Source organism: Paenibacillus sp. P22 (genome assembly GCF_000469945.2).
GTDB classification, from domain to species: domain Bacteria; phylum Bacillota; class Bacilli; order Paenibacillales; family Paenibacillaceae; genus Paenibacillus_O; species Paenibacillus_O humicus.
The window spans coordinates 67119-93093 of the sequence record NZ_CBRA020000009.1; the positions used below are offsets into that span (position 1 = coordinate 67119).

Annotated in this window: 28 protein-coding genes; 19 read left to right on the plus strand and 9 right to left on the minus strand. The window is 56.5% G+C overall.

Going from position 1 to position 25975, the window contains the following annotated elements; genetic code table 11:
• Window positions 1-6: 6 nt before the first annotated feature.
• A complete protein-coding gene (locus BN871_RS02810) occupies window positions 7-993 on the plus strand; it encodes a cation diffusion facilitator family transporter (protein WP_048744337.1) in 987 nt (328 codons plus the stop codon).
• A 265-nt stretch (window positions 994-1258) separates the two neighbouring features.
• A complete protein-coding gene (locus tag BN871_RS02815) occupies window positions 1259-1738 on the plus strand; it encodes an NUDIX domain-containing protein (protein ID WP_021877969.1) in 480 nt (159 codons plus the stop codon).
• A 108-nt stretch (window positions 1739-1846) separates the two neighbouring features.
• Here the strand turns inward: BN871_RS02815 and thpR are convergent, their stop codons facing one another.
• Window positions 1847-2497 carry an RNA 2',3'-cyclic phosphodiesterase gene (gene thpR, locus BN871_RS02820; protein ID WP_048744340.1) on the minus strand — a complete coding sequence of 217 codons (651 nt, stop codon included), beginning with the start codon at window positions 2495-2497 and terminating at the stop codon, window positions 1847-1849.
• Between the two features lie 395 nt (window positions 2498-2892).
• Here thpR and BN871_RS02830 point away from each other — a divergent pair, with 395 nt between their 5' ends.
• From BN871_RS02830 to BN871_RS02875, 10 genes are all read left to right on the plus strand, one after another.
• On the plus strand, window positions 2893-3180 hold the full coding sequence (locus tag BN871_RS02830; protein ID WP_048744344.1) for a DUF5658 family protein: 288 nt from the start codon (window positions 2893-2895) through the stop codon (window positions 3178-3180).
• Window positions 3181-3324: 144 nt separating this feature from the next.
• Window positions 3325-4032, plus strand: coding sequence for a GntR family transcriptional regulator (locus BN871_RS02835; protein WP_048744346.1), 708 nt, complete (start codon window positions 3325-3327; stop codon window positions 4030-4032).
• Window positions 4033-4190: 158 nt separating this feature from the next.
• Complete coding sequence (locus BN871_RS28165) at window positions 4191-4535, plus strand: hypothetical protein (protein ID WP_048744348.1); 345 nt, start codon at window positions 4191-4193, stop codon at window positions 4533-4535.
• Window positions 4526-5302, plus strand: coding sequence for an extracellular solute-binding protein (locus BN871_RS02845; protein WP_048744351.1), 777 nt, complete (start codon window positions 4526-4528; stop codon window positions 5300-5302). The genes BN871_RS28165 and BN871_RS02845 overlap by 10 nt, the downstream gene beginning before the upstream one ends.
• Window positions 5303-5404: 102 nt before the next feature.
• Entirely contained in the window at window positions 5405-7048 is a 1644-nt protein-coding gene (locus BN871_RS02850; protein ID WP_021877974.1) for an iron ABC transporter permease, read from the plus strand.
• On the plus strand, window positions 7045-8145 hold the full coding sequence (locus tag BN871_RS02855; protein WP_021877975.1) for an ABC transporter ATP-binding protein: 1101 nt from the start codon (window positions 7045-7047) through the stop codon (window positions 8143-8145). Before BN871_RS02850 ends, BN871_RS02855 begins: the two co-directional genes overlap by 4 nt.
• Before the next feature lie 15 nt (window positions 8146-8160).
• Complete coding sequence (locus BN871_RS02860) at window positions 8161-9120, plus strand: ComEC/Rec2 family competence protein (protein WP_198157997.1); 960 nt, start codon at window positions 8161-8163, stop codon at window positions 9118-9120.
• Between the two features lie 2 nt (window positions 9121-9122).
• Entirely contained in the window at window positions 9123-9947 is an 825-nt protein-coding gene (locus tag BN871_RS02865) for an inositol monophosphatase family protein (protein WP_048744356.1), read from the plus strand.
• A gap of 103 nt (window positions 9948-10050) precedes the next feature.
• The gene (locus BN871_RS02870; protein WP_048744358.1) at window positions 10051-10938 is read left to right on the plus strand and encodes a hypothetical protein; all 888 of its coding nucleotides are present in this window, start codon (window positions 10051-10053) and stop codon (window positions 10936-10938) included.
• Window positions 10935-11393: a C2 domain-containing protein gene (locus BN871_RS02875; RefSeq protein WP_157060180.1), complete on the plus strand. Its 459-nt coding sequence runs from the start codon at window positions 10935-10937 to the stop codon at window positions 11391-11393. Before BN871_RS02870 ends, BN871_RS02875 begins: the two co-directional genes overlap by 4 nt.
• Window positions 11394-11506: 113 nt before the next feature.
• Here the strand turns inward: BN871_RS02875 and BN871_RS02880 are convergent, their stop codons facing one another.
• The gene (locus tag BN871_RS02880; protein ID WP_048744463.1) at window positions 11507-11947 is read right to left on the minus strand and encodes a MarR family transcriptional regulator; all 441 of its coding nucleotides are present in this window, start codon (window positions 11945-11947) and stop codon (window positions 11507-11509) included.
• A gap of 265 nt (window positions 11948-12212) precedes the next feature.
• Here BN871_RS02880 and BN871_RS02885 point away from each other — a divergent pair, with 265 nt between their 5' ends.
• The 3 genes from BN871_RS02885 to BN871_RS02895 all read left to right on the plus strand — a co-directional run bounded on the left by BN871_RS02885 (window position 12213) and on the right by BN871_RS02895 (window position 15533).
• Complete coding sequence (locus BN871_RS02885) at window positions 12213-13733, plus strand: MDR family MFS transporter (protein ID WP_021877980.1); 1521 nt, start codon at window positions 12213-12215, stop codon at window positions 13731-13733.
• Window positions 13734-13825: 92 nt separating this feature from the next.
• Window positions 13826-14359 (plus strand): DinB family protein, encoded by a 534-nt coding sequence (locus tag BN871_RS02890; protein WP_048744364.1) that lies wholly within the window; start codon window positions 13826-13828, stop codon window positions 14357-14359.
• A 265-nt stretch (window positions 14360-14624) separates the two neighbouring features.
• Complete coding sequence (locus BN871_RS02895; RefSeq protein WP_048744367.1) at window positions 14625-15533, plus strand: cation diffusion facilitator family transporter; 909 nt, start codon at window positions 14625-14627, stop codon at window positions 15531-15533.
• Window positions 15534-15637: 104 nt separating this feature from the next.
• Here BN871_RS02895 and BN871_RS02900 read toward each other — a convergent pair whose 3' ends face one another.
• Window positions 15638-16516 carry a radical SAM/SPASM domain-containing protein gene (locus BN871_RS02900; protein WP_021877983.1) on the minus strand — a complete coding sequence of 293 codons (879 nt, stop codon included), beginning with the start codon at window positions 16514-16516 and terminating at the stop codon, window positions 15638-15640.
• A gap of 383 nt (window positions 16517-16899) precedes the next feature.
• Between BN871_RS02900 and BN871_RS02905 the strand changes: the two genes are divergently transcribed.
• Together BN871_RS02905 and BN871_RS02910 are read left to right on the plus strand one after the other, a co-directional pair.
• Window positions 16900-17304: a RidA family protein gene (locus BN871_RS02905; protein ID WP_048744369.1), complete on the plus strand. Its 405-nt coding sequence runs from the start codon at window positions 16900-16902 to the stop codon at window positions 17302-17304.
• A 70-nt stretch (window positions 17305-17374) separates the two neighbouring features.
• On the plus strand, window positions 17375-17731 hold the full coding sequence (locus BN871_RS02910; protein WP_048744370.1) for a nucleotide excision repair endonuclease: 357 nt from the start codon (window positions 17375-17377) through the stop codon (window positions 17729-17731).
• Between the two features lie 212 nt (window positions 17732-17943).
• On the opposite strand, the gene BN871_RS02915 is transcribed toward BN871_RS02910, so the two are convergent.
• Window positions 17944-18708: a YheC/YheD family protein gene (locus BN871_RS02915; RefSeq protein WP_021877322.1), complete on the minus strand. Its 765-nt coding sequence runs from the start codon at window positions 18706-18708 to the stop codon at window positions 17944-17946.
• A 141-nt stretch (window positions 18709-18849) separates the two neighbouring features.
• A complete protein-coding gene (locus BN871_RS02920; protein ID WP_048744372.1) occupies window positions 18850-19698 on the minus strand; it encodes an AraC family transcriptional regulator in 849 nt (282 codons plus the stop codon).
• A 183-nt stretch (window positions 19699-19881) separates the two neighbouring features.
• Here BN871_RS02920 and BN871_RS02925 point away from each other — a divergent pair, with 183 nt between their 5' ends.
• Window positions 19882-21138: a glucuronate isomerase gene (locus tag BN871_RS02925; protein WP_164762941.1), complete on the plus strand. Its 1257-nt coding sequence runs from the start codon at window positions 19882-19884 to the stop codon at window positions 21136-21138.
• A 25-nt stretch (window positions 21139-21163) separates the two neighbouring features.
• On the opposite strand, the gene chrA is transcribed toward BN871_RS02925, so the two are convergent.
• The 4 genes from chrA to BN871_RS02945 all read right to left on the minus strand — a co-directional run bounded on the left by chrA (window position 21164) and on the right by BN871_RS02945 (window position 25030).
• Complete coding sequence (chrA, locus tag BN871_RS02930) at window positions 21164-22372, minus strand: chromate efflux transporter (protein ID WP_232312775.1); 1209 nt, start codon at window positions 22370-22372, stop codon at window positions 21164-21166.
• 226 nt (window positions 22373-22598) lie between these two features.
• Window positions 22599-23054, minus strand: a complete 456-nt coding sequence (locus BN871_RS02935; RefSeq protein ID WP_048744374.1) for a hypothetical protein — start codon at window positions 23052-23054, stop codon at window positions 22599-22601.
• Window positions 23055-23175: 121 nt separating this feature from the next.
• Window positions 23176-24660, minus strand: a complete 1485-nt coding sequence (locus tag BN871_RS02940) for an alpha-N-arabinofuranosidase (RefSeq protein ID WP_048744376.1) — start codon at window positions 24658-24660, stop codon at window positions 23176-23178.
• Window positions 24661-24673: 13 nt separating this feature from the next.
• Window positions 24674-25030, minus strand: a complete 357-nt coding sequence (locus tag BN871_RS02945; RefSeq protein WP_174806331.1) for a DUF6171 family protein — start codon at window positions 25028-25030, stop codon at window positions 24674-24676.
• 133 nt (window positions 25031-25163) lie between these two features.
• Between BN871_RS02945 and BN871_RS02950 the strand changes: the two genes are divergently transcribed.
• Window positions 25164-25958 (plus strand): AraC family transcriptional regulator, encoded by a 795-nt coding sequence (locus tag BN871_RS02950; protein WP_232312776.1) that lies wholly within the window; start codon window positions 25164-25166, stop codon window positions 25956-25958.
• Window positions 25959-25975: the final 17 nt, after the last annotated feature.

The following is a 25975-nucleotide window of genomic DNA, read 5'->3' on the forward strand; positions in this document are numbered from 1 at the left end:
CATACGATGAGCACCGATTCGACGAAAACCGGCTTTTGGCAGCTAGTGAAGAAAGGAAACACTTCGTCAGCGACAGCGGCGATCGGGAATACAGGCCTTGCCGTCGTCAAGGGCATCGCCGCAGCAACGACGGGAAGCGGCGCCATGTTCGCATCCACAATGCATTCCATCGCCGATGCGATCAATCAGGGGTTTGTGTTCGCAGGCAGCGTCCTGGCCGAGAAGAAGCCGACCAAGCGCTTTCCGACCGGATTCGGACGAGTCATCAATCTTTTCTGCATGATCGCGGTTCTCGTCGTCACCGTCATGGCGTACGAAACGATCCGCGAAGGCTTTCATCTCCTGGCGCATCCTGTGCATTCGAGCGGCTTCTGGCTCAATCTGATCGTGCTGCTCCTGTCTTTGGCGGTGGACGGATTCGTACTCGTCAAGGCGATGAAGGAGATCATGCATGAAGCCCGGGTTGAAGCCAAGGGAACGGGAATCGTCGCCGCAGCCTTCCGCAACGTAGGCAGGGCCGCGCCTCCGACCCGGCTGGTCTTCTACGAGGATCTCGTCGCCACGACGGGCGCGCTGCTCGCGCTGATCGCGGTCATCGTAACGTCGCTGACGAGCTTAGAGCTGCTGGACGGCATCTCGACCATCCTGATCGGCTTCCTCATGATCGGCGTCGCCTTCCGGGTCGGCTACGACAATATGGTCGGCTTGATCGGCGTGGCCGCGCCTCGGGATGTCGAGGACAAGGTCGCCCGAATCATCCTGGCGCATCCTCAAGTTCTGGACATCTTCCAGATGAGGATTCTTCAGGAAGGCCGTTATTATCATGTCGACGGCACGATCGAGCTGGAGCCCGGCCTTACGCTTGCGAACGCGGACGACATCATCTTCAAGGTCAGGGACAGCCTGCTCAGCGATCCCGATATCGCGGATGTCGCCATCAGCATCATCGAGGATCAAGGCGTCCCCAACTGGAAGTTCGAGACGCAGGAGTAAGCATCGGCAGACTTGGCAGACATGCGGAATTCCCTTCCGCATGTCTTTTTATTTGGCCTGTTGATGCGGTCAAGAACGGTTCCGGCTCCGCCGCCGAATTCATTCCTCCAGCCGAAAATACCGATGGCGGATGAAGCGATAGTTCGATAGTATAGGGATTAAACGTCTTCAGCTCGTTATTTCACGGTTGGAAGGCTAAGTGTCAAACAAATTAAAAGAAGCGGCGGCAGAGCAGCCGTGTCAATGATCTCGGAGGAGTGGGCCTATGGAAGTCAATTTTTGCTCTGCGTGCGGGGATGCCATGGAGACGAGGGATATCGACGGAACGCCTAGAAGGGCCTGCGTTTCGTGCAGCTTCGTTCATTGGGGCCATTACAGCATCGGAGTCGGCGCCTTGGTGGAGCGCGGCGGCAAGCTGCTGCTCGTGCGGCGTGCCCAGGAGCCGGGAAGGGGATACTGGACCAATCCCGGCGGATACGCCGAACAGCTGGAGCAGCTGCATGAGACCGTGCAGCGGGAGGTGCTCGAGGAGGCGGGCATTCATGCCGTCGTCACCGGAATTGCCGCCCTGCGCGATCAGCCGCGGCAAATTCATAATGTGTACGTGGCGTTCTCGATGGACTATGTCGGCGGCGAACCGGTTCCCGATGGCGTGGAGGTCGATGCGGCCGGCTTTTTCAGCCTGGAGGAAATGGCGGAGATGCATGTAGCTCCATTCACGCGCTGGCTCGTCGACGTCGCCTGAACGGCCGGTCGGACGGCTTGATATCGGATCCCGATCCCATCGTGCCTCTGGCCGGCTACGGATTGTTCCGCATCTGACTCCAAGCGGGAACCGCGCCTCGCCAACTTTTTATCCGAATGGAAAGCGGGCGACGGTTTCGTACATAGGAAGCCGATGCATATGCGTCCGGTACAAGACGACTTCGTCGACGGTCCAGGACATTGAGGCTGAGGAGCAGTCCGCAGGCCGGCCTTCGGTTCCTTTGGAATTCCCGGCATCCGACGCTCCCGGACGCAGCTGGAGCCTGGGCATCCGAAACGGCTCCGTTCCCCGGTAGTTTCGGGCAATTGTAAGATGGGGGCTGTAAGCCCGCTCTTCGGCCTTGAATCCAAGGGCGGAAACAGCTTCCGCGACGATGTTCCTTGCTTGATGCAGCCCTTCTCTATCGCCGCCGATTCCTGCCCAGAACACTTTCGGCCGCTCGGGAATGCCGAATGTGCCCGTGCCGCTCAAAGTCAGGACGAACGGCCGAATTGCGCCGGACTGCGCGGCCGAATCCAGTACGGACCGCAGCTCCGACACTCGCTCCGGCAGCGTATCGCCGATGAATTGAAGCGTGATATGCAGATCCGCCGCATCCGTCCATTTTCGGAACGGATAGAGGGTGCGCAGCTCGTCGGACCAAGCTCCGATCCGCTCCTTCAAGGGACCAGGCAGAGGAACGGCGACAAAAACGCGCTGTCCGTCGCGGGCAGGTTTTACTAGATCTCTCTGATGCAAAGATGCAGACCTCCTTTGGATGAATTCTCTTTCTATTGTAACCCAAACCCGGATTTCTCAGGCGAAGCGGGGAAACGAGCGGCCAACGAGGATTGTCCGGGAACAGAATCCGAATGCAGCGATCATGTTCGAGCATCGCTCCGATTACGTCAGCGACAGCGATCTGCTCCGGTGCTACGAATGGGTGCGGCAAGCAATGGCCGGAGATGTCGAGAAGCCTGCCTAGCAATATCCGCAATCCATGCGGTCCTTCACGCTGTCAACCTATGGAGCTGGCTGCCGGAGCTGGAAGCGAAGCCCCCCATCATGATACAATATGTATCATGATGGGGGGCTTCGCTATGCAGGCAAGAACATCGGTATCCGGTTCGGGCTTCAAATCAGGAAACGCCGCTATGAAGTGGCTTCTTCTCGTTCTATCCGTTTTCGACGCCATCGCGACCGATGCGGGCATCCGGCTGGACGCCATACAGGAAGCCAATCCGTTCGCGGCTTTATTGTACGGGACGCATCCCGCGTTGTTTTACGGGTACAAGATTGTGCTGCCGTCGCTCCTTCTGCTCATGGGAGGAAGGACGAGCTCGATCCTGCTCTCCCGATTGATTCTCTTCGCTGCGGCCGTTTACGCCCTGCTTGCCGCTTATCATCTGGCGTGGATCGTTCTGGCTGCCGGCACCGGCTGAGCTGAGCTCCCGCCGTCCGCCCATCGGCGGTCGGCTTGCCGAGGACAGCAGGTAATCGCCGCCATACTGGCAGTTTCCGCTGAATTTTGATAACCTAATTCCAAATAGCCCGGCATTTCCTTATGGCGAGAGGATCGACACTTCATGGAAAAAAAGCTTCTATATATTCGTGTCAAAGAAGAGATTGAACGGAGAATCAAGAGCGGAGAACTGATGCCTGGGGACAAGCTTCCTTCCGAGCCCGCCTTGGCGAAGGAATTCGAAGTAAGCCGCCCGACACTCAGGGAGTCGCTGAAGATGCTCCAGAGAGAAGGCGTGCTGCTAAGCAAAAATGGCGTCGGCACCTACGTGAACGAGCAGGGCTCCCTCATCATGAACCCGCTCAACAAGCTGAGCAGCCTCGGAGAGATGATCAAGCGTGTCGGCTACAAGGACAGCGAAGCTTATGTGAAGATCTATTCGCAGGAGCCGGAGCCCGACTGGTCCGAAAAGCTGCAAAGCGGGGATCCGGTCGTCGTGCTGGAGAGGCTGAGAACGGCCGACGATCAGAAGGTGGCTTTTTACTACAACATCTTCCCGAAGGATATTGCGGCGAGTCATTTCGAAGAAGGCTTTTCCGGCGCGATTTTCGACTTCCTGCAGGAAAAGCTGGGCATCCGCATCTCGTACGCCCTGACCGAGATCTGTCCCGTCGGCGCCGCTCAGGAAAGGGACCGCAAAGCTGCCGAGATGCTCGGAGGGGACCTCATCCTGCTGAAGCAGCTTCATTTCGGAGAGGACGACCGTCCCGTCTTTTACTCGCTCGATTATTTGAAAAGCAGTGCTTTCAAGCTGTATGTCAAACGGGATTGAACGACTTTCCCATAAACCGCTTGCCCTCGACAGGGGCGATGCGGTTTTTTTTTATGTTCGTTCATAAAACCTTAACGACTCGATTATGTTCCGCAAACATTTGTTTTTTAAAGTTATAGATGTCAGACAGCTTGTCAGATGAATGAGGAGGATGGAGCATGCTAAAAAGTTGGGGGAAAAGAAAGAAGCATTCCTTGGGGCTGGTCGTGCTTGCTGCGGCAACCGTTCTGAGCGCTTGCGGACAGAACAACACGGGCGGAGCGGAGGCGAATGCGCTGAAAGGCGCTGCGGAGAGCAATCAAGCCGCGGCAGAGCCGGTCACGCCGAAATCGGACAAGCTTGTCGTTTATTCCGCGTTGAACGAGGACGACATGATCCAGCTGAAGCAGAAGTTCAAGGAGGATACGGGCATCGAGATGGAGTACTTGAATCTCGGCAGCGCAGGCGAAGCAAGCACTCGGGTCCAAGCCGAGAAAACTCGCCGAAGGCGGACGTGCTCGTAGGCGGTTCCGTGGAGTTCTACCAGCCGCTGGCAGAGCAGGGCATTCTGGAGAAATACACGTCCCCGAACGCAGCCGATATCGATGCCAAATTCAACGACCCGAACGGATATTGGCAGGGCTGGTACATGGGCGTTCTCGGCATCGTGCTGAACACCGAGAGATACCAGAAGGAGCTGGCGCCAAAAGGCGTTCAAGAGCCCAAAACCTGGGATGATCTGCTCGATCCGGCCTATAAAGGCCAATTCATCACCTCCAACCCGGCAACTGCGGGCGGCGGCTATATCTTTGTAGCGGACCAGCTGTTCCGTCTCGGCGAGCAGCAAGGTTGGGACTACTTGAAGAAATTGAACGCCAACGTCCACCATTACACGCCCAAAGCAGGCGACGGCATCCAGCTGACCGCTACCGGAGAGTTCATTGCCGGCATGTCCTGGGCACACGATATCGTGAAATCGGCCAAGCAGGGCTATCCGATCCAAGTCATCGTGCCGGAGCAGACCGCCTATGAGATCGGCGGAGCCGGCATCATCCATGGCGGAGCCAACACGGACAACGCCCGGAAATTCATGGATTGGCTGCTGACAAAGGAAACCGGAGAGCTCAATACCAAGATGTCGAACCGTTATTCCGTACGCAGCGACGTAGCGCCGCCGGAAGGAATGATCCCGGTATCCGAAGTGGATCTCGTCGATTACGACCGGGCCAAAGCGGCCGCCATGAAGGCCGATGTCGTGAAGCAGTTCACCGAAATGGCCGGAACGAAATAAAGGGCTGACCGTCGGCCTGGCTCGCGGGAACCTTCCAGCCTTGCGGCGAGCGGAGCGTTCCCGTCTCTTTTTCCGCAATGTCCTGGAACGGAGTGAACCTAAATGTCTGCATCAGCGTTATCGGACGCATGGAAGCAAGTCAAAAAAGTAAAGCAGGAGCCCATTCTGGCGGCGGTCCTCGCAGCCGCCCTGCTCATTACCGGTTTTTTTGTGCTTTGGCCGATTGCCAAGGTGGTCAGCTATCCGCATCCAGCGGACTATGCCCAGCTGTTCACCAACTCCAGATGGCTGCAGGCGGCCCTCAACAGTCTGATGATGACCGTGTTGTCCACGTTCTCCTGCACGGCGATCGCTTTTTTGTTCGCCTTTACGGTTGCCCGGCTGGATGTGCCGCTCAAAGGGCTTTTTCGATTCGTGACGCTGCTTCCTATCGTTTCTCCGCCCTTTATCGTGGCTTTGTCCTATATTCTGCTCTTCGGCAGGCAAGGACTGGTCACCAAGCAGCTGCTTCACTTCAATGTGGATATATACGGGTGGCACGGGCTTTGGCTCGTCCAGACGATTACTTTTTTCCCTTACGCCTATGCCGTCATCTATGGCGTGCTGCAATCGTCCGCCGTCCATCTGGAGTATGCCGCGCATAATCTCGGCGCGACGAGATGGCAGGCGTTCAGGCATGTCTTTCTGCCGCTGTGCAGGCCCGGCATCGCCGGAGGAGCATTGATCACAGCGATGAACGTATTGGCCGACTTCGGAAATCCGATGATCATCGGGGGCAACTTCACGCTGCTTCCTACCGAGGCCTACATGCAGATGTCCGGCTGGTTCGACCTCTCCTCGGCCGCCGTGCTGTCGACGGCTCTGCTGCTGCCTGCTCTCGGCCTGTTCCTGGTCAACCGGCTATGGGTCGGAAGAAGCTCCTACATCACCGTAACCGGCAGAGAATCCAGCCTGCAAGCCTACCCGGCCGCTCCAGGGGTCAAGTGGACCCTGTTCGCATGCTGTCTGTCGATCTCCTTATTCATCCTTGCCGTATATGGGGTGCTGGTTTATGGCGCTTTCACGAAAACCTGGGGCTACGACTGGAGCTTCACCTTGGACAATCTGAACTACGTCACGGCAAAACAGCAGGAGCTGTACAACAGCATCCGCTATGCGCTGCTGTCTTCGATAGGGGCCGCGGTGCTGGGCTTGATTCTTGCTTACATCGTCCACCGCAAGCGGATCGGCATCAACCGGCTGCTCGACTTCCTGGCCATCCTTCCCGGCGCCGTCCCCGGCGTCTTCCTCGGCCTTGGCTTCGCGCTGACCTTCAATCAGCCGCCGATCCAGCTCAGCGGAACATCCGCCATCATGATTCTGGCCTTGATGTTCTGGAATTTGCCGACCTGCTACAGCGCTTGCTCGGCCGGGTTCCAGCAGATCGGCCGTTCGCTGGAGGACGCTTCGCACAACCTCGGAGCGGGGAGCTTCCGCACGCTGCTCGGCATACTGCTTCCGCTGCTCAAGGGACCGTTCCTGTCCGGAATCTCGGTATCGTTTCTCCGGTCCGTCACTTGTCTGAGCGTCATTATCTTCCTCTATTCCGCCCATACTTCGGTCGGCACGGTATCCATACTCGCTCTCGTTCAAAGCGGAGCATGGGGAGGAGCCTCGGCATTCACTGTCGTCCTCATTTCGATAGCCTTCGCCGTGCTTGCCCTATCGCGGCTTATCCCGTTCACCCAGGATCGGAGGAAACGATGAATCCATCTCAAGCCCATATTCAAATTGAACATGTATCCAAATCATTCGGCTCGTTCGCCGCTATCCGCAACGTAAGCCTTGATATTCCGGCAGGCAGCTTCACGACGCTGCTCGGGCCGAGCGGCTGCGGCAAAACGACCCTTATGAGGCTCATAGCCGGATTCAACGAGCCGGACAGCGGCATTATCCGGATCGATGGCCGGCCGGTAAACGGACTTCCTGCTTTCAAGCGCCAAACTCCGCTCGTCTTTCAGGATTACGCGCTCTTTCCCCATATGACCGTGGAAGAGAATATCGCTTACGGCTTGAAGCTTCAAAAGGCATCCCGCAGCGAAAGCCGGCGCAAAGTGGATGATATGCTCGGCATGTTCGGGCTGGATGGCCTGGGAAGCCGCTTGCCCAAAGAGCTGAGCGGCGGCCAGCAGCAGCGGGTCGCCTTTGCGCGCGCGCTCGTAACCGGACAGAAGATTCTAATGATGGACGAGCCGCTCAGCAATCTGGACGCCAAGATGAGGGTCGAAGTCCGGCAAGAGCTGCGCGAGCTTCAGCGCCGGACCGGCATTACGGCCGTATTCGTCACTCATGACCAGGACGAGGCTCTGTCGATGTCGGACCGGATCGCCGTATTCGAGCAAGGAAGCATCCGCCAGGCCGGAACTCCATGGGAAATCTATTTCAAGCCCAACGATGCGTTCGTCGCTTCGTTTGTCGGTACGGCCAATTTCATTCGAGGGCAAATAGCGGAGATAAAAGGCGGCGAGCTGATCGTCCGCTGCGAGCCCTCGGTGATCCGAATCCCTTCCCATGGCCGGCACTATGTCGTCGGCGAAGAGATCGCGATGGTGGTGCGTCCGGAATGCATCTCGATCGGCGCCGACGGGGAAGGCGGTATTGAAGCCGTTCCTTGCTGGAGCGGCGAGATCCAGAGCAGCAGCTTCCTCGGCCGGATGATCCGGTATGAGGTCCGCTGCGGCTCGGCCACCTTCCTGGTCGATGATGCCGATCCGAGTGCGCGCGGCTTTCTGCAGGGCAGCGTCACCTTGCGGCTGGATCCGGAGCGGATCCATGTTCTCCCTGGCAGCGGAAGGAAAGAGTAAAGAGGAGGAATTAGTTTGCCATTGCATGCTGCCGTTCATTTCCTGAACGTCGGGTGGGGAGACGCCCACCTGATCCACGCCCCGTCGGGGAATGTGACCTTGATAGACGGTGGAGACGGCCTTCTCGCCTCCCATCGTGATCATCCGCTCTCCTGGTTGAAAAGGGAGGGCATCGAACGATTGGATTGGATGATCCTGACGCATCTTCACGAAGACCATCTGAACGGCCTGCTGGATGTGGCCCGGAGCCTTACGGTCGTCCATGCCGTCCTTCCTTACGAAATTCCCGTGATGGACATGGAAGCGCCGGAGTCGGAGGCAGCGGGCTTGGAACTGAGCTCGCCACAATCCCGGGTCCTCGTCATCCTGGCCGCTTACAGGGAGCTGATCCGGCTGCTGAGAGAGCAGGGGACGGCGATCCGGTGGAGATCCGAATACGGGTTCGCAGGCGGCTCGACGATATGGGAGGAAGGTCCTTATCGGCTGGATCATTTGTATCCCTGGGCGGCAGATCCGCTTCCAGGCTTGGAAGTTCTCAGAGAAGCCGCTCGCGGTGGGAAGCTTGCATCGGAAGAATGGCTCGCGCAGCTGGAAGGCTTTTTTGACCGCTCCAACGACGACAGCTCCGTCTACCGGCTGGAAGAAGCCGGCGCAGAGGGGAAAGGAATCCTGTTCGGAGGGGATCTGCTGGCAGCCGGCTGGGAACGCCTCTCCGAGCGGACCGATTTGAGCTGCTGCGTGCTTAAAGCTCCTCATCATGGCCTGGACGATGCTTTCGATGGCCAGCTGTTGTCGGCTGCGGCTCCCGCGCATGCCGTCATTCCTATCTCCATCGACCGCTCGCAGCCGATGGAGGAACGCTGGAGCGAGCTGTGCTCCGCGCGCGGAACCGCCTATCACCTTACAGGCGCGTCAGCGCCTATGGAGAAGAAGAGATTGATCTCCGGATCCATCGAAGCGTGGATTGGAGGATGACGATGAACGCAACGAACGATCGGGAGCAAGAGGAGCAGCTGCTGGCATCTGCGATTGCGTATGCGAGAGAAGCCGGAGAGCAGATTGTGCGGCGGATGAAGGAACCGTACAAGCTCGGAGACAAGGTCAACCGGAGCGATCTGGTGACGGAAGTCGACCTGCTGAGCGAGACCCTAATTCGGAAAAGGATCGGCCTCGATTATCCGGACCATTGGATTCTATCCGAGGAGCAGGACGGTTCCGGGGATTGTTTCGGCTTTATCGGCGCTCCGCCTGCGGGTTGCGGGTGGATCGTCGATCCGATCGACGGAACCGTCAATTTTGTGCACGGCATTCCGCATTTCGCTGTCTCCATCGGTATCGTGAAGGACGGAATTCCCCTTCACGGAGTCGTGTACAACCCGGCAACAGGCGAGCTGTTTCAGGCTTCCAAGGGAAGAGGGGCTTTTCTCAACGGAATCCGGCTTCAAGCCGATTCGGAAGGGGATATAGCCTGCTCGCTGCTTGCCACCGGATTCCAGGCTTCGGATTGGAGGCAGGATTCCGTCGCGGCTTCCCAGGTCGCGCGGGTCGCGGGCGTTTCGCGAAGCGTGAGGATATTGGGGGCTGCCAGCCTGGATTTATGCCATATTGCAAGCGGCCGGCTGTCGGGATTTTGGCATGACGGGCTTTACCCTTGGGATGTGGCGGCAGGCCTGCTGATCGTGCAGGAATCAGGGGGTGTCGTAACCAATGACCGGGGCGAGCCCTTTGCTCTGCAGCACAAGAGGCTGGTCGCCTCCAATCCGAATCTGCAGCCTTCGCTGCTTTCTCTGCTGTTTACATAAGCTTGAGAAGCCGATGACGCAAACGTTACAAACGGCCTTTATGATGAATAAGCTGTCTGACATCAAGATGTCAGACAGCAATACAAATCAGGAGGTAGTAGGGATGAAGCAGCTTCGCAAATGGTTGGGATTGGTGTTGGCAAGCGTCATTTCCTTGTCGATGGCGGGACTTGGAAATCCGGGCCACGCTCATGCGGCTTCGGAACGGGAGCTCGCCGCTTACTGGGCGCCGGAGTTCTACCAGGACGTCAACGACACCTATGGGTACCGGGCCGATTATGTGACGAATTTCAATTATGACGGCGATTGGGCCGGCAACAACAACTGGGAAAATATCGATCGCTTTCCTTTGAAATCGTACATCTATTACTCGGTCGTCGAGACGGAGAGCCATTACTTCATCGGGTATTACGACTACCATGCCCGCGACGACGGCCCCTTGAGCCTGGACAAGCACGAAAACGACCTCGAGGGCCTGATGGTTGTCGTGCGCAAGGACGGAAGCGCGTATGGCTCCTTCCAGCTCATGGAGACGGTGGCGCACAACCAGATGTATCAATACAGCAATCTGCCTCTGACAAGCGGATCCGACAATCTGGACGGTGGCGTCCTGTTCAACGGCTCCCATGCGAAGGTATTCATTCAATCCAACGGCCAAAGTCCGATCGGGGGACACGGCAACCACGCTTACGACGGCACCGGAGCACCTGGCGGAGACGGCATCGTCTATTATTACGGAGCCCGTGCCGATGTCGTCACGGACGCTTCGGGAAGCTATACGAAACGATACAGCTACGACTTGCTTTCCTTCGACGACTTCTGGAACCGCCGCTATGACATTGGAGACGGCCGCACCTTCGGCAGCTGGGGCAAGCTCGACGGCGACAATTATCAGCCTGACTCCGCCGCCATGCCTTGGGTTTGGGACGATCTTGACGACGGCCCGACATTTGCCGGCGATTTTCCGCTCATATGGTGGATACGCATTTGAACGGGCTTGGCAACTTCTCGCATGTATATGTACGCCATCCGTATTATTCCCATCGCATTCAAGTCCAAAAAATGACCAGCTTGGCGAACCGGGATCCATTCGGAGGAAGCAGCGACATCTATGTCAAAATCCGCGCCAACGGAAGCGGGGTTTCCGACGACAGGCTATGGAAGAAGAACGATGCGCCGATTGGCCAATCCTTCTCCGTTGCATGGGGAACGCTGGACGCTACCTTCGCGAATCAATACAGCTCGGCCTATAACGACCGCTACGTCAATGTTCCTGCCGGCAGCGCCATTTCCATCGAGATCAATGATTCCGACGGAACGAGCGGCGACGATGCGATGGGCTCGCTGACGGCCTCTCCTCAGCCGGGCCAGGTCGTCACCTGGTCCGATGCTCTAACCAGCAGCGGCGAAGCCAGAGTGACGGCAACCATCTGGGCGGTCAACTAACCGGCCTGAAGGCAGGCTGCACGCTTGACCCCGCATGAACGCAATTCTCTTCATGGGCAACTCCCTAGCGAAGAAACGAAAAAACCGCGGATATCCGCGGTTTTTTCGTTTGGTCACTTCGGCAAGGATTTGCTCTTGGGTGCCGCACTGAGGGAATAGATCTGCTCCTCGATCACGTCGCTCGCCTTGCCCAAAAACTCTGTAATGAGCTTGAGCTCTTCCGCCGTATAGGAAGCAGCCAGCTCGACCATCTTCGCATGCAGCGGATCGTACGTCTCGCTGACTTCTTCCTTATCCTCATATTGGGGAACGATGATCACCTTGCGGCGGTCCTTCGGATCGGTCTGCCTGCGCACGAATCCGTTTTTCTCGAGCCGATCGATCAGCGCGGTGACGCTGCCCGTCGCAAGACCGGTGAGCTTGGACAGCTCGCCTGCGGTGATCGGGCCTTTTTCGTGGAGAATGTCGATGGAAAGATAATCGTTATTGTACAGCCCTAGAGAAGAGGCGACATATTGCTGGTAAAGGACGGTACGGGTGCCAAGGCTCCGCATCCGCAGGGTGAATTGCTCCTGCTCCGCGGTCGGCTGGTCATTTCGTTCGCTTGACAAAAGGGAACCCTCCTTTTACTATACATATATCTCGATTACCAAGATATTAGTCAGACGAGATACTTGATGAATTTAGATTAATTGTACCAAAACGAGATTCAATTGCAAAGAAATCCGGAATGGCCGAGATGGGAAGCGGGGAGCCTGCCGCTAACGATGGAATTGGGGAAGATGGAACTGCAAGAGATCGACGAGAGGAAGAGAAGCCATGGAAAAACCTAACAAAGTCGGCGTAATCATCGCAGCCCTGCTGCTGGCCACGCTTATGGCATCAATGGACAACACCATCGTCGCGACGGCGATCGGAACGATCGTAGGCGATCTGGGCGGCTTCGACAAGCTGATGTGGGTCACATCCGCCTATATGGTCGCAGAGATGGCCGGCATGCCGATCTTCGGCAAGCTGTCGGATATGTACGGCCGCAAACGATTTTTCATTTTCGGCCTCATCGTTTTCATGATCGGCTCGGCCCTATGCGGCACGGCGGAGACGATCGTGCAGCTGAGCATCTACAGGGCGATCCAGGGAATCGGCGGCGGCGCGCTCGTGCCGATCGCCTTCACGATCATGTTCGACGTAGTCGCGCCGGAGAAAAGAGGGAAGATCGGCGGCCTGTTCGGCGCTGCATACGGCATCTCCAGCATATTCGGTCCGCTGATCGGCGCCTACATCACGGACTGCATCAACTGGACCTGGATTTTCTACATCAATTTGCCCGTCGGAATCATCGCTTTCTTCATGATCGTGTTTTTCTACAAGGAGTCCGTCGAGCACGCCAGGCAAAGGATCGACTACTTCGGCGCCTTCACGCTGGTCGCCTCCATTCTCTGCCTGATGTTCGCGCTTGAGCTCGGCGGCAAGGAGTACGCCTGGAATTCCGGCATGATTCTCGGCCTGTTCCTCGCCTTTGCCGTTCTCATCATCGGTTTCGTCTTTATCGAGAAGCGGGCCGAGGAACCGATCATTACGTTCGGCATGTTCAGGAACCGCCTCTATTCCACGAGCACTATCATGGCCGTCTTCAGCGGCGCCGCATTTATCACGGCATCGGTGTACATCCCCGTGTTCATTCAAGGCGTATTCGGCGGCTCGGCCACGAACTCCGGACTGGTGCTGCTGCCGATGATGGTCGGTTCCGTCGTAACCGCGGCTGGAGGAGGCTTCGTGCTGGCCAAGTTCACCTACCGCTCGATTATGATTTCGACACTGACGCTGCTGGCCGCCGGCATTGCGCTGCTCGCTGGGCTCGCATCCGATACTTCCCGAATCGTCGTCACCCTGCTCATGATTCTGGTCGGTCTTGGCATCGGCTCTTCGTTCTCCGTCCTCAGCAATGCGGCGATCCATGGGTTCGCAGCCAAGCAAAGGGGATCGGCCAGCTCGACGCTCAGCTTCAGTAGGGAGCTTGGGATGACGCTTGGAATTACCGTGTTCGGCATCGTCCAGAGCCATTTGTTCCTGAACAAGCTGTCCGCTTCCTTCGGCGGCCCGGGCGGAACGTCGGACAGCGTGGATCTGAGCGATCCCAGCAGCATCCTGACTCCGGATACGAGGGACAAAATCCCATCCGATATTTTGGACAAAATTACGGATGCGCTCTCCTCCTCGCTCTCGCACACATTCGCCTGGGCGATCATTCCGGCCGTCATCGCTCTTGCCGCCGCATTCGCCATGGGCAGGGAACGGTTCGATCCGGCAGCCGAAGAAGAATATACGGCAGCCCACTGAGCAGGCCATGGCGGCCATAACGCCGATGGGGCTGGGCGAACGGGGTTCTTCCGGGTAAACTGGGAAGAGATAGGCGGGAGGTGGGAGTCTTCATGCTGGAATGGATCAAGTACACGCTCGAGGATATGGACAAACAGCTGCAGCGCATCCTGAAAAGCATGAACCATCTCGACGAGGAGCAGATATGGCAGCGGCTGAAGTCTTCGACGAACAGCATCGGCAACCTCTGCCTGCATCTGGCCGGAAACGAATATCAGAGCATCGCCAGCTCCATCGGCGGCAAGCCTTTCATCCGGGAGCGCTCCAAGGAATTCACTGCCGAGGGCGGCAGGACGAAAAAAGAGCTGGGCAGCCTGCTGGTGGAAACGAGAGCCGAGTCGACGAAAATTCTGTCCTCTTTGACCGGGAGCGATCTCGGCAGGGAAGTCCGGATTGTCTACCGGCTGGAAGACTGGAACCGGATGCTGAAGGTTCAAGCGGACGCGGAGACGGCCTTCGAGACGAGAGAGATCGGCCGGTTGCTGATCCAGGTGGCCGCCCATTACGGGTATCATGCAGGCCAGATCGTGCTCCTCTCCAAGCTGCACAAGGATATCCCGGAGCCTATTGCCGGGCAATACCATTAATTCCTTACTATGAACTCCTCCTGCTGCAGAAGATCAAAAAAGTCATCCATTATTATGCCGCTTTCCGAAGCGGCTTTTTTAGTTTCCATTCTTTTGCTGCGAACAATTGAACCTGTCCTAAAGAGTGGCGTGAAAGAAACATTATTTACATGCCTAAATTAATTGAGCGCCAAGAAAAAAACGTTTCTCTAGACCCACTCGCTCCTTTCTTGTTACCATAACCAGGTTGATTGGAAGAGGGAGTCGAGGGGAGTCAGACCTACAGATGGAAGAGCAGCAAAAGAGATACGATAATCTAAAATTGGGAGAGCGCGGGGCGGTCATAAGCATTCTCGCCTATATCTGCCTGTCGGCGCTCAAGCTGATCATAGGGTATGCATCGAATTCGGAAGCGCTGCGCGCGGACGGATTGAACAATGCGACCGACATCGTCGCCTCGATCGCCGTATGGATCGGACTGAGACTCGCTCAAAGGCCTGCCGACGAGGATCATCCGTACGGACACTGGAAGTCGGAGACGATCGCTTCCCTGGTCGCGTCGTTCATCATGATGGCGGTAGGCTTGCAGGTGCTCTACGAAGCCGTCATGTCCATGTTCGAAGGCAAGGAGCAATCTCCGGATCTGATTGCCGCATGGACGGGTCTGGCCAGTGCCGCCGTCATGTACTTCGTGTACCGGCACAACAAAAAATTGGCGGCGAAGATCAACAGCCAAGCCGTCATGGCGGCCGCGAAGGACAATATCTCCGATGCCTTTGTCAGCATCGGCACCGTCATCGGCATTATCGGCTCCCAGTTTCATCTGCCATGGCTCGACCCGCTGACCGCCGTTCTGGTCGGATTCATCATCTGCAAGACGGCCTGGGACATATTCCGCGAAGCGTCGCATCATCTATCCGACGGCTTCGATGAAACCCGTATTCAATCGTTCAAGGAAATCGTGCTGAACGTTGCCGGCGTCCGCGGAGTCAAGAGCATCCGCGCGAGAAATTACGGAAACAACGCGGTTGTCGACATTGTCATTCTTGTAGCCGCCGATTCCGATTTTCAGACGGCGCATGATATCGCGACGGAAGTGGAGGAGGAGCTGATCCGTACCGAGGATGTGTACGAGGTTCATGTTCATTACGAGCCGACCCGGCCCTCCAAGCCGAAACAAATTCGAGAGACCTAAAAAAGCTCGCTCCTGCGTGGACCGCCTGAGGCGGACATTCGGGAGTGAGCTTTTTTCCGGCAGCGCTTTGAGCCGGCTGCCGTACCAGGAAGACGTTATCGCAGTCAGGTGCCGAACCGCTTGCGGTAGCCGCATTTTCGGCATAATTCCTCGACGGCTTCGCGGCGGGAAAACCCGTCGTACAGCTTGTTCGCGCGGTCGCCCTCGATAATCTCGGCGAACGGCTTCTGGTTGATGTTGCCCAGGTTGATGATTCCTTCGCCGTCCAGGCAGCATGGAACGACCGTTCCATTGGCGAGAATGGCGGCTTGGTTGCGGAGGCCATGGCAAAATCCTTTGCCGTCGTCCTCTTCGGCGTCCAGATCCGGCCATTCGAATTCGTGGTCCTGGTTCAGATAGAGCCGTTCGGCGATTTTGAGTCCCGAGCCGCGCTGGAACTTCTCTTCGATCTGATAATCCAGATTGAACTCCCGCTCAATGATCTCGAGCACCTGGCGGTTGCGCTTGATTTCCTGGTTGGTCGCGTTGTCCGTACGCAGATTCCAGAGCCGGAGCGAGAATAGAATGTCCGTCGACTCCAGAGCCTCCTTGATGAACGACAGGATCGTCGATACATACGCTTCTTTGTTGGTAGAGCCGATATGGCCGTCGAAGCTGTGCAGGGAAAAATTCATCTGGCGAAGCGCAGGCTTGTTCAGCAGCTTGGCTTTATTTTTCATGATCAACGTTCCGTTGGTCGTAATATTCACCTTGAAGCCGCGCTCATGGCTGAGATCCAGCAGCTGATCGATTTTGGGATGAAGCAGCGGCTCTCCCTTCACATGAAGATAGATATAGTCGGTATGAGGCTTGATTTCGTCCAGTCTCTTGACAAAGTCATCGACCTTGATGAAGCTGGCCTCCCTCTTGGTCGGAGGGCAGAACGTGCACGCGAGGTTGCATACGCTCGTAATTTCAATATAGAATTTTTTGAATTTCTTCAAGACGGATCCTCAATTCTCTCTATGCGGATGCAAGTTGATGATTTCAGGACAGATATGAATCTATCATAGCATCTTCATTCTCTATAATCATCTTAATCTATAATTCTGGCTGCCGCTGAGCCGGACCGGAGAAAAGAAGGCCGTCAGGAAGGGGGTGTGAAGACCGAAGGAGAATATATTGCTGTTGGACCAACTCCCAAACAGGCCACGCCTAGCCTTGAAAAGGAGAACATGGACTTGCTATGAATAGCCGGACTATACGGCTGTACGAGCCTTCCGATGACCGATGCCGTTGCAGGTCACATCGCGCCGACTACGACAAGGCTCTAGGGCTGTATCGGCAGTCGGGCCGAGCAGCGTCAAAAAAAGAGAGGTGCTTACCGATGAATGAACAACATCCTGCCCGTTTCGTGAATCCGGACAAGCTGGCTCCTACTTTCGGTTATACGCATGTCGTAGAGACGACTTCCCGCAGAACCGTGTACGTCTCGGGGCAAGTGGCATTCGGAGAACAAGGGCAGCTGATTGGCGATGGGGACCTTGCCGCCCAGACGAGACAGGTGTTTGAAAATATCGCCGCTGCGCTTGAGGCCGTCGGCATGGCCTTCCGGGATGTCGTGAAATTGACCTTCTTCATGACCGATATTTCCGGCATGCCGGTCGTCCGAGAGATTCGGGATCAATTCATCGACACGACGCAGCCCCCGGCAAGCTCTGCCGTGGAAGTCCGCCGGCTGATCCGGGAAGAGCTGATGATCGAGATCGAAGCCATTGCCGCCGGCAGCTGACCGTTAAGGAATTCCTTCTTCATCCATGGTATAATTCTTCTGATCGATAGGAAAAAGGACGTGAACAGCCTTGATAAGCATCACCATTCCGACACCGGAAGTCACCATTACCAAACAGAGCAATCCCGACCAGAGCCATATTTTCGGGTTTACGGATTTCCACCTGATTACGAGAGAAAAAGGCGGCATCTTCATGTTCTACAACGCCAAGGACGAGCTGCTGTTCGTCGGCAAGGCGCGGAAGCTGCGGCCTAGAATCAAGAAGCATTTCGAGGACTCTGTATCGCCTATGAAGAAGCATCGCGACGAAGTGGCCAAAATCGCGGTCTGCGTCGTAGAGGACGCGGTCGACCGGGACATTTACGAAACCTATATCGTCAATAAGTTCAAGTCGAAATACAATGTGGACAAGCAGTTCTACAACTGATCCAACCAACGAATCAACACGAAGCCCCCGTGCAAGATACAATCGTATCTTATGCGGGGGCTTTACGTTGTTCCTTATGCCGGCGGCGGAAGCCGAAAAGGCATGCCTGATTGGCTCTTGGTTAGTGCTCTTGGTTAGTGCTCTTGGTTAGTGCTCTTGGTTAGTGCTCTTGGTTAGTGCTCTTGGTTAGTGCTCTTGGTTAGTGCTCTTGGTCATTTCTTCGTCGTGGAACCTTGTTTTCGTGCCGTTCCTGGCAGGCGGCCGTAACGCAGTATTTTTCGGTACATTTGTTTGTCCGGCAGCGCGTTGAAGATGGATTTGTCCGGTTTGGAATTCACTTCAATGATCCAGGGACGCAGCTTCTCGTCGATGCCGACATCGACTCCATAGGCGCGGAAACGCGGGAAGTAGGCGCCCACATGGCTGCTTGCCTGAAGCGCAAGCCGGTTCAGACGCTTCTCGTAACCGGGACGGTCCGCCTTCGGCACATGGGAACCGAGCAGATCCCACAGCGGCATCGGCTTGCCTCCGCTATGATAGTTGGTCACGATTTTGCGGGGGAGGGCAAGCCTTGCGACCGTTCCCGTTACTTCCCATTCATGCCGGGAATTGCGCTGCACCATGATTCGAAGGTCGAAAGGCCTTCCTTTGATGCGCATAAGCGGGATGCTTTTCTGAACCAGATACCGTTTTTTTTGCGACGAGGAAACGAATGCGGCATAAGCTTTTTCGTACTGCCCGAATAGACGGCTTCGAGTGCCGTTCTGAAGCCGGAATTTTCCGTTCTCCAGGGACAGCTTGAAGATGCCGAAGCCTCCTGTGCCGAGAATGGGCTTCAAATAAACCGATCCATGCCGCTCCGCCATTCGCCGGACGGATTCTTTCGTGGCCGTTGCCGTAGGCGGCAAATGTTTGGCTAGCTCTTCCTTCTTCATCATAATCCGATGTTTGCCATACTTGTTGTTCCAAAAAGGCACAGGATCCCTCCGTCGTTGGTTGTCTCCTACCAACTATATTCGCGATAGAGAAGGGTGACCTGGACCATTCAACTAGCTGGGGAAAAAATATAGAATCAGTCCGTAGAGGAGAGGCACTTATCCCGATGAAATCGATTGCAATCAAACCTGCGGGCGGATTCCCTTCCGGTACAGATCGGGCGACATGCCTGTGTATTTCTTGAACGTCTTGCTGAAATGGGATCCATGCTTGAAGCCGACCCGGTAGGCGATATCAGTGACCGGCCTTTGCCGGTCCATAGCGAACAGCACCTTGGCTTCATTTACACGTCGTTGGTACAAATAGTGGAACGGGGTGATGCCCGTCACTTCCTTGAACAGCTTCGCCAGGTAGTGCTTGTTCACATGCAGCTCCGCGGCCATGCCGTCCAGCGTAATGTCTTCCGCGAAGTTCGCCTCGATATACGAGATGACCCGCTGCGCGCTGGCTTGCTTGGCCGAGGCGGGAAAGGAGCCTTCTGCTTGAGGCTTCGAGGAAAGCTCACGAATAAGCAGCAGCAGCTCGGTGAAGGCGAGGAGAAACCGGTCATGCGAGAGCGTGTCGCTGGCGGCATAGAGCAGGCAGAGACGCTGCAGCAGCGGCTCCAGCCTTTCCCGGTCGGATCGCTCCACGGAGAGGCGCATGTTCTTGCTTTCCTCGAACGGCTTCAAAATGTCGGTCTGGATGAATGGTGGCCGCAGCAGCTGGCCGGCAAACGAAGGATTGAAGTGGATGATCGTCCGAATGTAGCCGACCTGCTCATCCACTTTCGGATAATGCAGCGTCGTGCCGTTGAGAAGAATGAGATCGCCGGGCTCCAGATCATAGATTTTGTCTCCGATCAGATAGGTGCATCTGCCGCTGTGGAAATAGTAGATTTCGTAATCCAGATGGGAATGGAAGGTTGCAGGTATCCGCGAAGTATTATGAAGCGCTTCAATGGGAAGCTGGAACTGCTCGCGCAGCGTCATTTTTAGACGGCTCCTTATCGGGAGAGTTTCCTATTACCTTACCATAGCTTCCTTCTCATGACACCAATCAGATATAAATGAAAGGCCGAGCAAGCCAATGAAGAACATGCCGGGCAAGACCTTGCAATGTTACACTGGCCTTAATGCGAGAGATTTCGAAGATGAAGGAGAGCGACCACGATGATGACTTCAATCGGGCAACAAGCTTCCTCCGTGCGCGCCACCGTCATGCGGCTGGCCCGAACGATGCCGGTAACGGATATGCATACGCATCTATACGCACCTCAATTCGGAGACTTGCTTTTATGGGGAATCGACGAGCTCTTGATCTATCATTACCTGATCTCGGAATCATTCCGCTGGTCGGATGAAGATTACGACGCATTCTGGTCCAAGTCCAAGAAGGAGCAGGCCGACTTTATCTGGCAGCACCTGTTCCTCGATCATTCGCCCGTAAGCGAAGCCGCCAGCGGAGTCGTTTCCGTTCTGCATCAGCTTGGCCTGCCGGTCGCTTCCCGCAATCTGGACGACTATCGGCAAGCTTTCGCGGATCGGACGGCGAGAGAGCAGACGGACATCGTCATGAGGATTGCCGGCGTCAGCAGGATCGTCATGACCAACGATCCGTTCGATCCGGTGGAACGGGAGGTGTGGCTTGCCGGAAAGGGCTCTGAGGATGACCGCTTCCTGGCCGCCCTGCGGGTAGACGCTCTGCTCAATGATTGGCCGAATGCGGTGATCCAGCTGCGCGGTCTCGATTATGACGTGCAGGAGGAATGGACGGAGCGGACCATAGAGGAGACCAGACGTTTCCTATCGGAATGGGTGGACCGGATGAGCGCGCTGTATTTGGCCGTATCCATGCCGGGCGATTTCGCCTATCCTGCCGACGATCATCGCAGCCGGATGATCGATGAAGCGATGATCCCGGTCTGCACGGACAAGGGCATTCCGTTTGCGCTCATGATCGGCGTCCGCAGACGGGTGAATCCGCAGCTTCAGTCGGCCGGCGATATGAGCATGCGTTCCGACAGCGGAGCTGTGGAGGCGCTATGCCGCAAATATCCCCGTCAGAAGTTTCTCGTCACGATGCTCGCACGGGAAAACCAGCATGAGCTTGCCGTGCTGGCCCGCAAATTCAGAAACCTGATGATATTCGGTTGCTGGTGGTTCCTGCATATCGACTCCATGGTGGAGGAGATGACCCGGATGCGGATCGAGCTGCTGGGCACTTCCGTCATCCCCCAGCATTCGGATTGCCGGGTGCTTGAGCAGCTGATCTACAAATGGGGATATTCCAGGACGATCATCGGAAATGTTATGGCCGACAAATACGAACGGCTGCAAAACAGCGGCTGGACTCTCACCGAGCAGGAAATCGAAAGGGATCTGAACGACTTGTTCCATAAGAACTTCTGGCGCTTTCTCGGCAAAGCCTGACCTATAAGCGATCTTATTGCCAGGTTCAGATGATTCCGGTCAGCAGGCCTCCTGCCGCTCCGGCGATGACCACGATCCAAGGCGGCAGCTTCCATGACGTCAGCATGAGATAAAGAATGGAAACGAGAGCAAAGTCGGCGGGGCCGGCAATGGCGGCAGTCCACAGCGGATCGTACAATGCGGCCAGCAAAATGCCGACTACGGCAGCGTTGATGCCGGTCATCGCCCCTTGAACCCGTGGGCTTCGGCGAAGGGAATCCCAGAACGGCAAAGCGCCGGCGACGATCAGGAACGCAGGCAGGAAGATCGCGGCGGTAGCGACTGCCGCTCCGGATAGGCCTTTGGCCATCGCTCCCAAGTAAGCGGCGAAAGTAAACAGCGGTCCCGGGACGGCCTGCGCCGCACCGTATCCGGCGAGAAAGTCTGCTTGGCTTACCAAGCCTGCCGGAACCACTTCCCGCTCCAACAGAGGCAGCACGACATGGCCGCCTCCAAATACGAGGGAGCCTGCGCGGTAAAAACGATCGAACAGCGAAATCCATCCGCTCGGATACAGCCGGCTCAGCAAGGGGAGGAGGAGAAGCAATCCGAAGAAGAGCGCCAGACATGCGGCAGAGAATCTGCGGCTGATCGGGACCGCCAGGCTCGGAACATCCGTACCATCGGATTTCCCGTACAGCCCTATTCCGGCCAAACCGGCCGCCGCGATCAGCAGAACCTGACTGAATGCCGCTTGCCACATCAGCGTAATGACCGATACGAGCACGACAATGGTTGCCCTGATCCTGTCAGGCGCCAGCTTCTGTCCCATGCTTGCAATCGCCTGGGCCACAATGGCCACGGCTACGATCTTCAAGCCATGGATCCAGCCCATGCCTCCAATATCGAATCCCTTCAGCAGAAGGGCGAAGCCTGAGAGCGCGATGACGGATGGAAGCGTAAAACCGAGCCAGGCAACGAGGCCGCCTAACAAGCCGGCCCGGACAAGGCCGATTCCGATGCCGACCTGGCTGCTCGCGGGACCGGGGAGCAGCTGGCATAGCGCGACAAGATCGGCATAGCTTCGTTCGTCCATCCACCTGCGCTTGATGATGTATTCGTGATGAAAATAGCCCAAATGGGCGACCGGACCGCCGAAAGCGGTCAAACCCAGCTTCATCGACACTTGAAGGACTTCCATGAGAGCCCGCTGTTTGTTCAGCGGAACCATTTCTGCGTTCGTACCCGGATCCATCCGTTTCATCACTCCGATAGATTCATAGCATTCTCGATCGCGATTGACATGTCGACGAATCGGTTCTTCCATTATGGCATGAACGAGCCGAGGATAGATTCTCGACTTTTCTATAAAGGATTAAGATTTTGTATAGATGTCGATTCGAGAACATGCATGGCCAAACGGAGAGCGGGAGATGGGGGCTGGAAGGAAGCCGTGTCGGCTTCACCGAACGATCAGAGAGCTAGTTCAGCCTCCCGCTGCGGATCAGCTGCCGCATGCGCGCATGTCTGTAGACGAAAAACAAATATACGCCGATATAGGTGGGCCAAGTCAGAAGGCCATTGCTGAAATGAAGCTCATCTTGGAAGACGGCTGTTGTTCCCGACGATCCGGCATGTACCGCCATCGTATGCCTCCATGTTTTGATGATCGTGCCGGATTCATCCGTCGACAGGACCCGGCTGCGATCATCGATGGAGAGAAACGAAATCGTATGGCTGCCGAGCGGAATGAGCTTGAACAGATCCATTCGGAGTGGATATGACCGCGTCGACCATTGTTCAGGCAGCCGGTTCCCGCCGAGCGGCTTGAAGCCCATGAGCGGAGAGGCGACTTTTTGAAAGGTGAGAGGGGATTTCAAATGGTTCCACAGGACGTCAGGGGAAATGGGCAGATTCGATTTCATGGAGATGATCATGGTTAAGGTTCCTCCTGGCTGGTCCGGATCAAGGATGAATGCTGCCGAGCCAAAATAAAGCGGGCCGCTGGAGCGGCTCGCTTTTTTGTCGATTCCATCTTCAAGAGCCGCTGCTCCGAGTTTACATGGCGAACCGGATCGTCGCAACCGACGCGGGCGGCAGCTTCACCGCAAACCCGGACTCAATCGGTTCGATGCTGTCGAGCGGCTTCAGGACGACCCGCCCGGGATCTGAAAACGTATTGGCGGCATGGATGGAGTCGCCGGCCAGAAGCTGTCCGCTGCATTCGTATCGAACGTTCGATCCGCGCAGCTCCAGCGCAATGTCCGCCGGCTTCTCCGGATGGAGGTTGTACAGGCTCACATGGATGACGCCGTCTTTGCGGGAAGCCGTTGCCCCGACCTGCGGCATCGCTGCCGAGTCCTGGCCTGCCGTATACGATCCGAACTCTCCATGCAAGGCGAGCGCTTCGGCATCCTGATGCACGGCGTATATCTGGAACGCATGATAAGTCGGCGTCAGCAGCAGGCGGTCGCCCTCGGTCAGGACGACAGCCTGCAGCACATTGACCATCTGGGCGATATTGGCCATCCGGACCCGGTCGCAATGCTTATGGAAGAGGTGAAAATGAATGGCGGCGACGAGAGCGTCCCTCATCGTATTCTGCTGGAAGAGAAAGCCGGGATTGCTTCCCGGCTCCGCATCGAACCAGTCGCCCCATTCATCGACGATGAGCCCGACCCGCTTTTGCGGATCGTACCGGTCCATGACGGTGCTGTGGCGCGTCAGAAGCTCATCCATATGGAAAGCCCTGACGAGAGTACGGGCGTATTCCTCGGCGCCGAACTCCGTTGCCGAGCCTTTCTCTTGCCACGTTCCCGGAACGGTGTAGTAATGCAGGCTGAGGCCGTCCATTTGTCCGGCGGCCTTCTGCATCAGCACCTCGGTCCAGCGGTAATCGTCGGAATTGGCTCCGCCGGCTATTTTGTACAGCTTGTTGTCCCCGTATTGGCGGCAGTACGTCTGATATTGGCGGTACAGATCGGCATAATGCTCCGGAAGCATATTGCCGCCGCAGCCCCAGTTCTCGTTGCCGACGCCGAAGTAGGCGAGCTTCCATGGCTTATCCCGGCCGTTCTGCCTGCGCAGATTGGCGAGAGGGGACTCGCCGTCGAACGTCATGTACTCCAGCCACTCCGACATTTCCTGTACCGTGCCGCTGCCGACATTGCCGCATATATAAGGCTCGGCTCCGATCAGCTCGCATAGGCGGAAAAACTCGTGCGTTCCGAAATGATTGTTCTCGACGACGCCGCCCCAGTGGGTGTTGATCATCTCCTTGCGCGACTCGCGGGGGCCGATGCCGTCCCGCCAATGGTATTCGTCGGCGAAGCAGCCTCCGGGCCACCTCAGCACCGGAATATGGAGCTTGCGCAGCGCTTCCAGAACATCGTTGCGGATTCCGTCCGTATTCGGGATGGGAGAGTCTTCTCCGACCCAGAGACCTTCATAGATGCAGCGCCCGAGATGCTCGGCAAAATGCCCGTATAGATTGCGGTTGATCGTACCCGTAGTCCAATCGGTATGTACGACGGCTTTCAACATGGTGATTCTCCTCTCAAATTTGAGCGTGCGCTTCTGCTTGAACGGCCAGTACCCAGCTTGCGCGCTTGCCGGCCGAAGGGTGCGGACAATGACTCGTCTTGAGCCTGGCGCGGATGGCAACGAGGCAGCCGCAGTGCATGCAAGTCGTCCCATAAGACAAGCTCTCGCATGAGCCGCACGCGGACAGCCGCTGTTCGTACAGAAATTCGGACACGCTGTCTTCGGGACGAATCTTGGCCAAGATTCTCGCTAGATGCGATTCCGGAACGGCGACGCTCTCGCGGCAGCCTTTGCACAAGCTTTCGCTGCCGGCTGCCCTATCGGCCTCCCGGGCGATGTTTCGGTCTCGGGTCTGCATGCTCTCCGACATGCTTCCAGCCTCCTTTTTGTATACGCTTTCTCTATCGTTCTGGTATGATTATATCGGTCTACAGCGGCTTTAAACCATCCATTATGATCTTCTAAAAACTGACCTATCGTGCTGAGAGAGGAGAATGTCAGCCTTGTTCCATCTGGTCAGCTGCGGATACCATTATGTACATCCAGGCGGGCTTGCCATCGATCGTCCCCGCGGCGCGGGCAACTTCGCGTTCGTCTTCTTCCGCAGCAAGTCGGAAGTCATCGTGGAAGGAGTCCGCACGATCGTCCCGTCCGGCACCCATATTTTGTTCCATCCCGAATCTTCCCATCGTTATGCCGGAATCGAACCGCCTTTCGTCAACGATTGGCTTCACTGCGAGGGCGCGGGAATGGAGGAATGGCTTCGGGATATCCACTACCCGATCAACCAGCCCGTAAAGGCGATCGATTCCCACCTCATCTCCAGATGCATCATCGAGCTGCAGAGGATCAGCAGCCATGGAGGACAGCTTGCAGCCTCCATACTGGATCTTGAACTCCGAAGCCTGTTCATGAAGATCTGCAATTCGAAGGGAGGCTGGACGCTTCCGGAAGGGCAGAACCATTACTACGGAGCATTTGTCGACTTGCGGAGCGAGCTCCATAATTCGCCTCAGATCCGAGTCTCCGTGGAAGAGCTCGCAGCGCGCGTCAATATGAGCAAATCGTACTTCCAGCATGTGTACAAGCAGTTTTTCGGGGTGTCGGTCATGGCCGACATCATCAGAGGTAGACTGGAGTATGCCCAGTATCTGCTCGTGAACAGCCGTCTGTCTGTAGCGGAGATATCGGTAATATGCGGATACGACAATGACACCCACTTCATGCGCCAGTTCAAGAAATTCATCGGCGTCACACCGAGGGGATACAGGGTGTCCAGTCTCGAAAAGAAGCCGTGACCGCTGCGGCGCTCCGC

What these genes read in the sequence shown, in the direction of transcription:
- BN871_RS02810 (WP_048744337.1), top strand. Translation starts at nt 7, where the DNA reads ATGAGCACCGATTCGACGAAAACCGGCTTTTGGCAGCTAGTGAAGAAA.
- BN871_RS02815 (WP_021877969.1), top strand. Translation starts at nt 1,259, where the DNA reads ATGGAAGTCAATTTTTGCTCTGCGTGCGGGGATGCCATGGAGACGAGG.
- BN871_RS02830 (WP_048744344.1), top strand. Translation starts at nt 2,893, where the DNA reads ATGAAGTGGCTTCTTCTCGTTCTATCCGTTTTCGACGCCATCGCGACC.
- BN871_RS02835 (WP_048744346.1), top strand. Translation starts at nt 3,325, where the DNA reads ATGGAAAAAAAGCTTCTATATATTCGTGTCAAAGAAGAGATTGAACGG.
- BN871_RS28165 (WP_048744348.1), top strand. Translation starts at nt 4,191, where the DNA reads ATGCTAAAAAGTTGGGGGAAAAGAAAGAAGCATTCCTTGGGGCTGGTC.
- BN871_RS02850 (WP_021877974.1), top strand. Translation starts at nt 5,405, where the DNA reads ATGTCTGCATCAGCGTTATCGGACGCATGGAAGCAAGTCAAAAAAGTA.
- BN871_RS02855 (WP_021877975.1), top strand. Translation starts at nt 7,045, where the DNA reads ATGAATCCATCTCAAGCCCATATTCAAATTGAACATGTATCCAAATCA.
- BN871_RS02865 (WP_048744356.1), top strand. Translation starts at nt 9,123, where the DNA reads ATGAACGCAACGAACGATCGGGAGCAAGAGGAGCAGCTGCTGGCATCT.
- BN871_RS02870 (WP_048744358.1), top strand. Translation starts at nt 10,051, where the DNA reads ATGAAGCAGCTTCGCAAATGGTTGGGATTGGTGTTGGCAAGCGTCATT.
- BN871_RS02880 (WP_048744463.1), bottom strand. Translation starts at nt 11,947, where the DNA reads ATGCGGAGCCTTGGCACCCGTACCGTCCTTTACCAGCAATATGTCGCC.
- BN871_RS02885 (WP_021877980.1), top strand. Translation starts at nt 12,213, where the DNA reads ATGGAAAAACCTAACAAAGTCGGCGTAATCATCGCAGCCCTGCTGCTG.
- BN871_RS02890 (WP_048744364.1), top strand. Translation starts at nt 13,826, where the DNA reads ATGCTGGAATGGATCAAGTACACGCTCGAGGATATGGACAAACAGCTG.
- BN871_RS02895 (WP_048744367.1), top strand. Translation starts at nt 14,625, where the DNA reads ATGGAAGAGCAGCAAAAGAGATACGATAATCTAAAATTGGGAGAGCGC.
- BN871_RS02905 (WP_048744369.1), top strand. Translation starts at nt 16,900, where the DNA reads ATGAATGAACAACATCCTGCCCGTTTCGTGAATCCGGACAAGCTGGCT.
- BN871_RS02920 (WP_048744372.1), bottom strand. Translation starts at nt 19,698, where the DNA reads ATGACGCTGCGCGAGCAGTTCCAGCTTCCCATTGAAGCGCTTCATAAT.
- BN871_RS02925 (WP_164762941.1), top strand. Translation starts at nt 19,882, where the DNA reads ATGACTTCAATCGGGCAACAAGCTTCCTCCGTGCGCGCCACCGTCATG.
- chrA (WP_232312775.1), bottom strand. Translation starts at nt 22,372, where the DNA reads ATGGATCCGGGTACGAACGCAGAAATGGTTCCGCTGAACAAACAGCGG.
- BN871_RS02935 (WP_048744374.1), bottom strand. Translation starts at nt 23,054, where the DNA reads ATGATCATCTCCATGAAATCGAATCTGCCCATTTCCCCTGACGTCCTG.
- BN871_RS02940 (WP_048744376.1), bottom strand. Translation starts at nt 24,660, where the DNA reads ATGTTGAAAGCCGTCGTACATACCGATTGGACTACGGGTACGATCAAC.
- BN871_RS02945 (WP_174806331.1), bottom strand. Translation starts at nt 25,030, where the DNA reads ATGTCGGAGAGCATGCAGACCCGAGACCGAAACATCGCCCGGGAGGCC.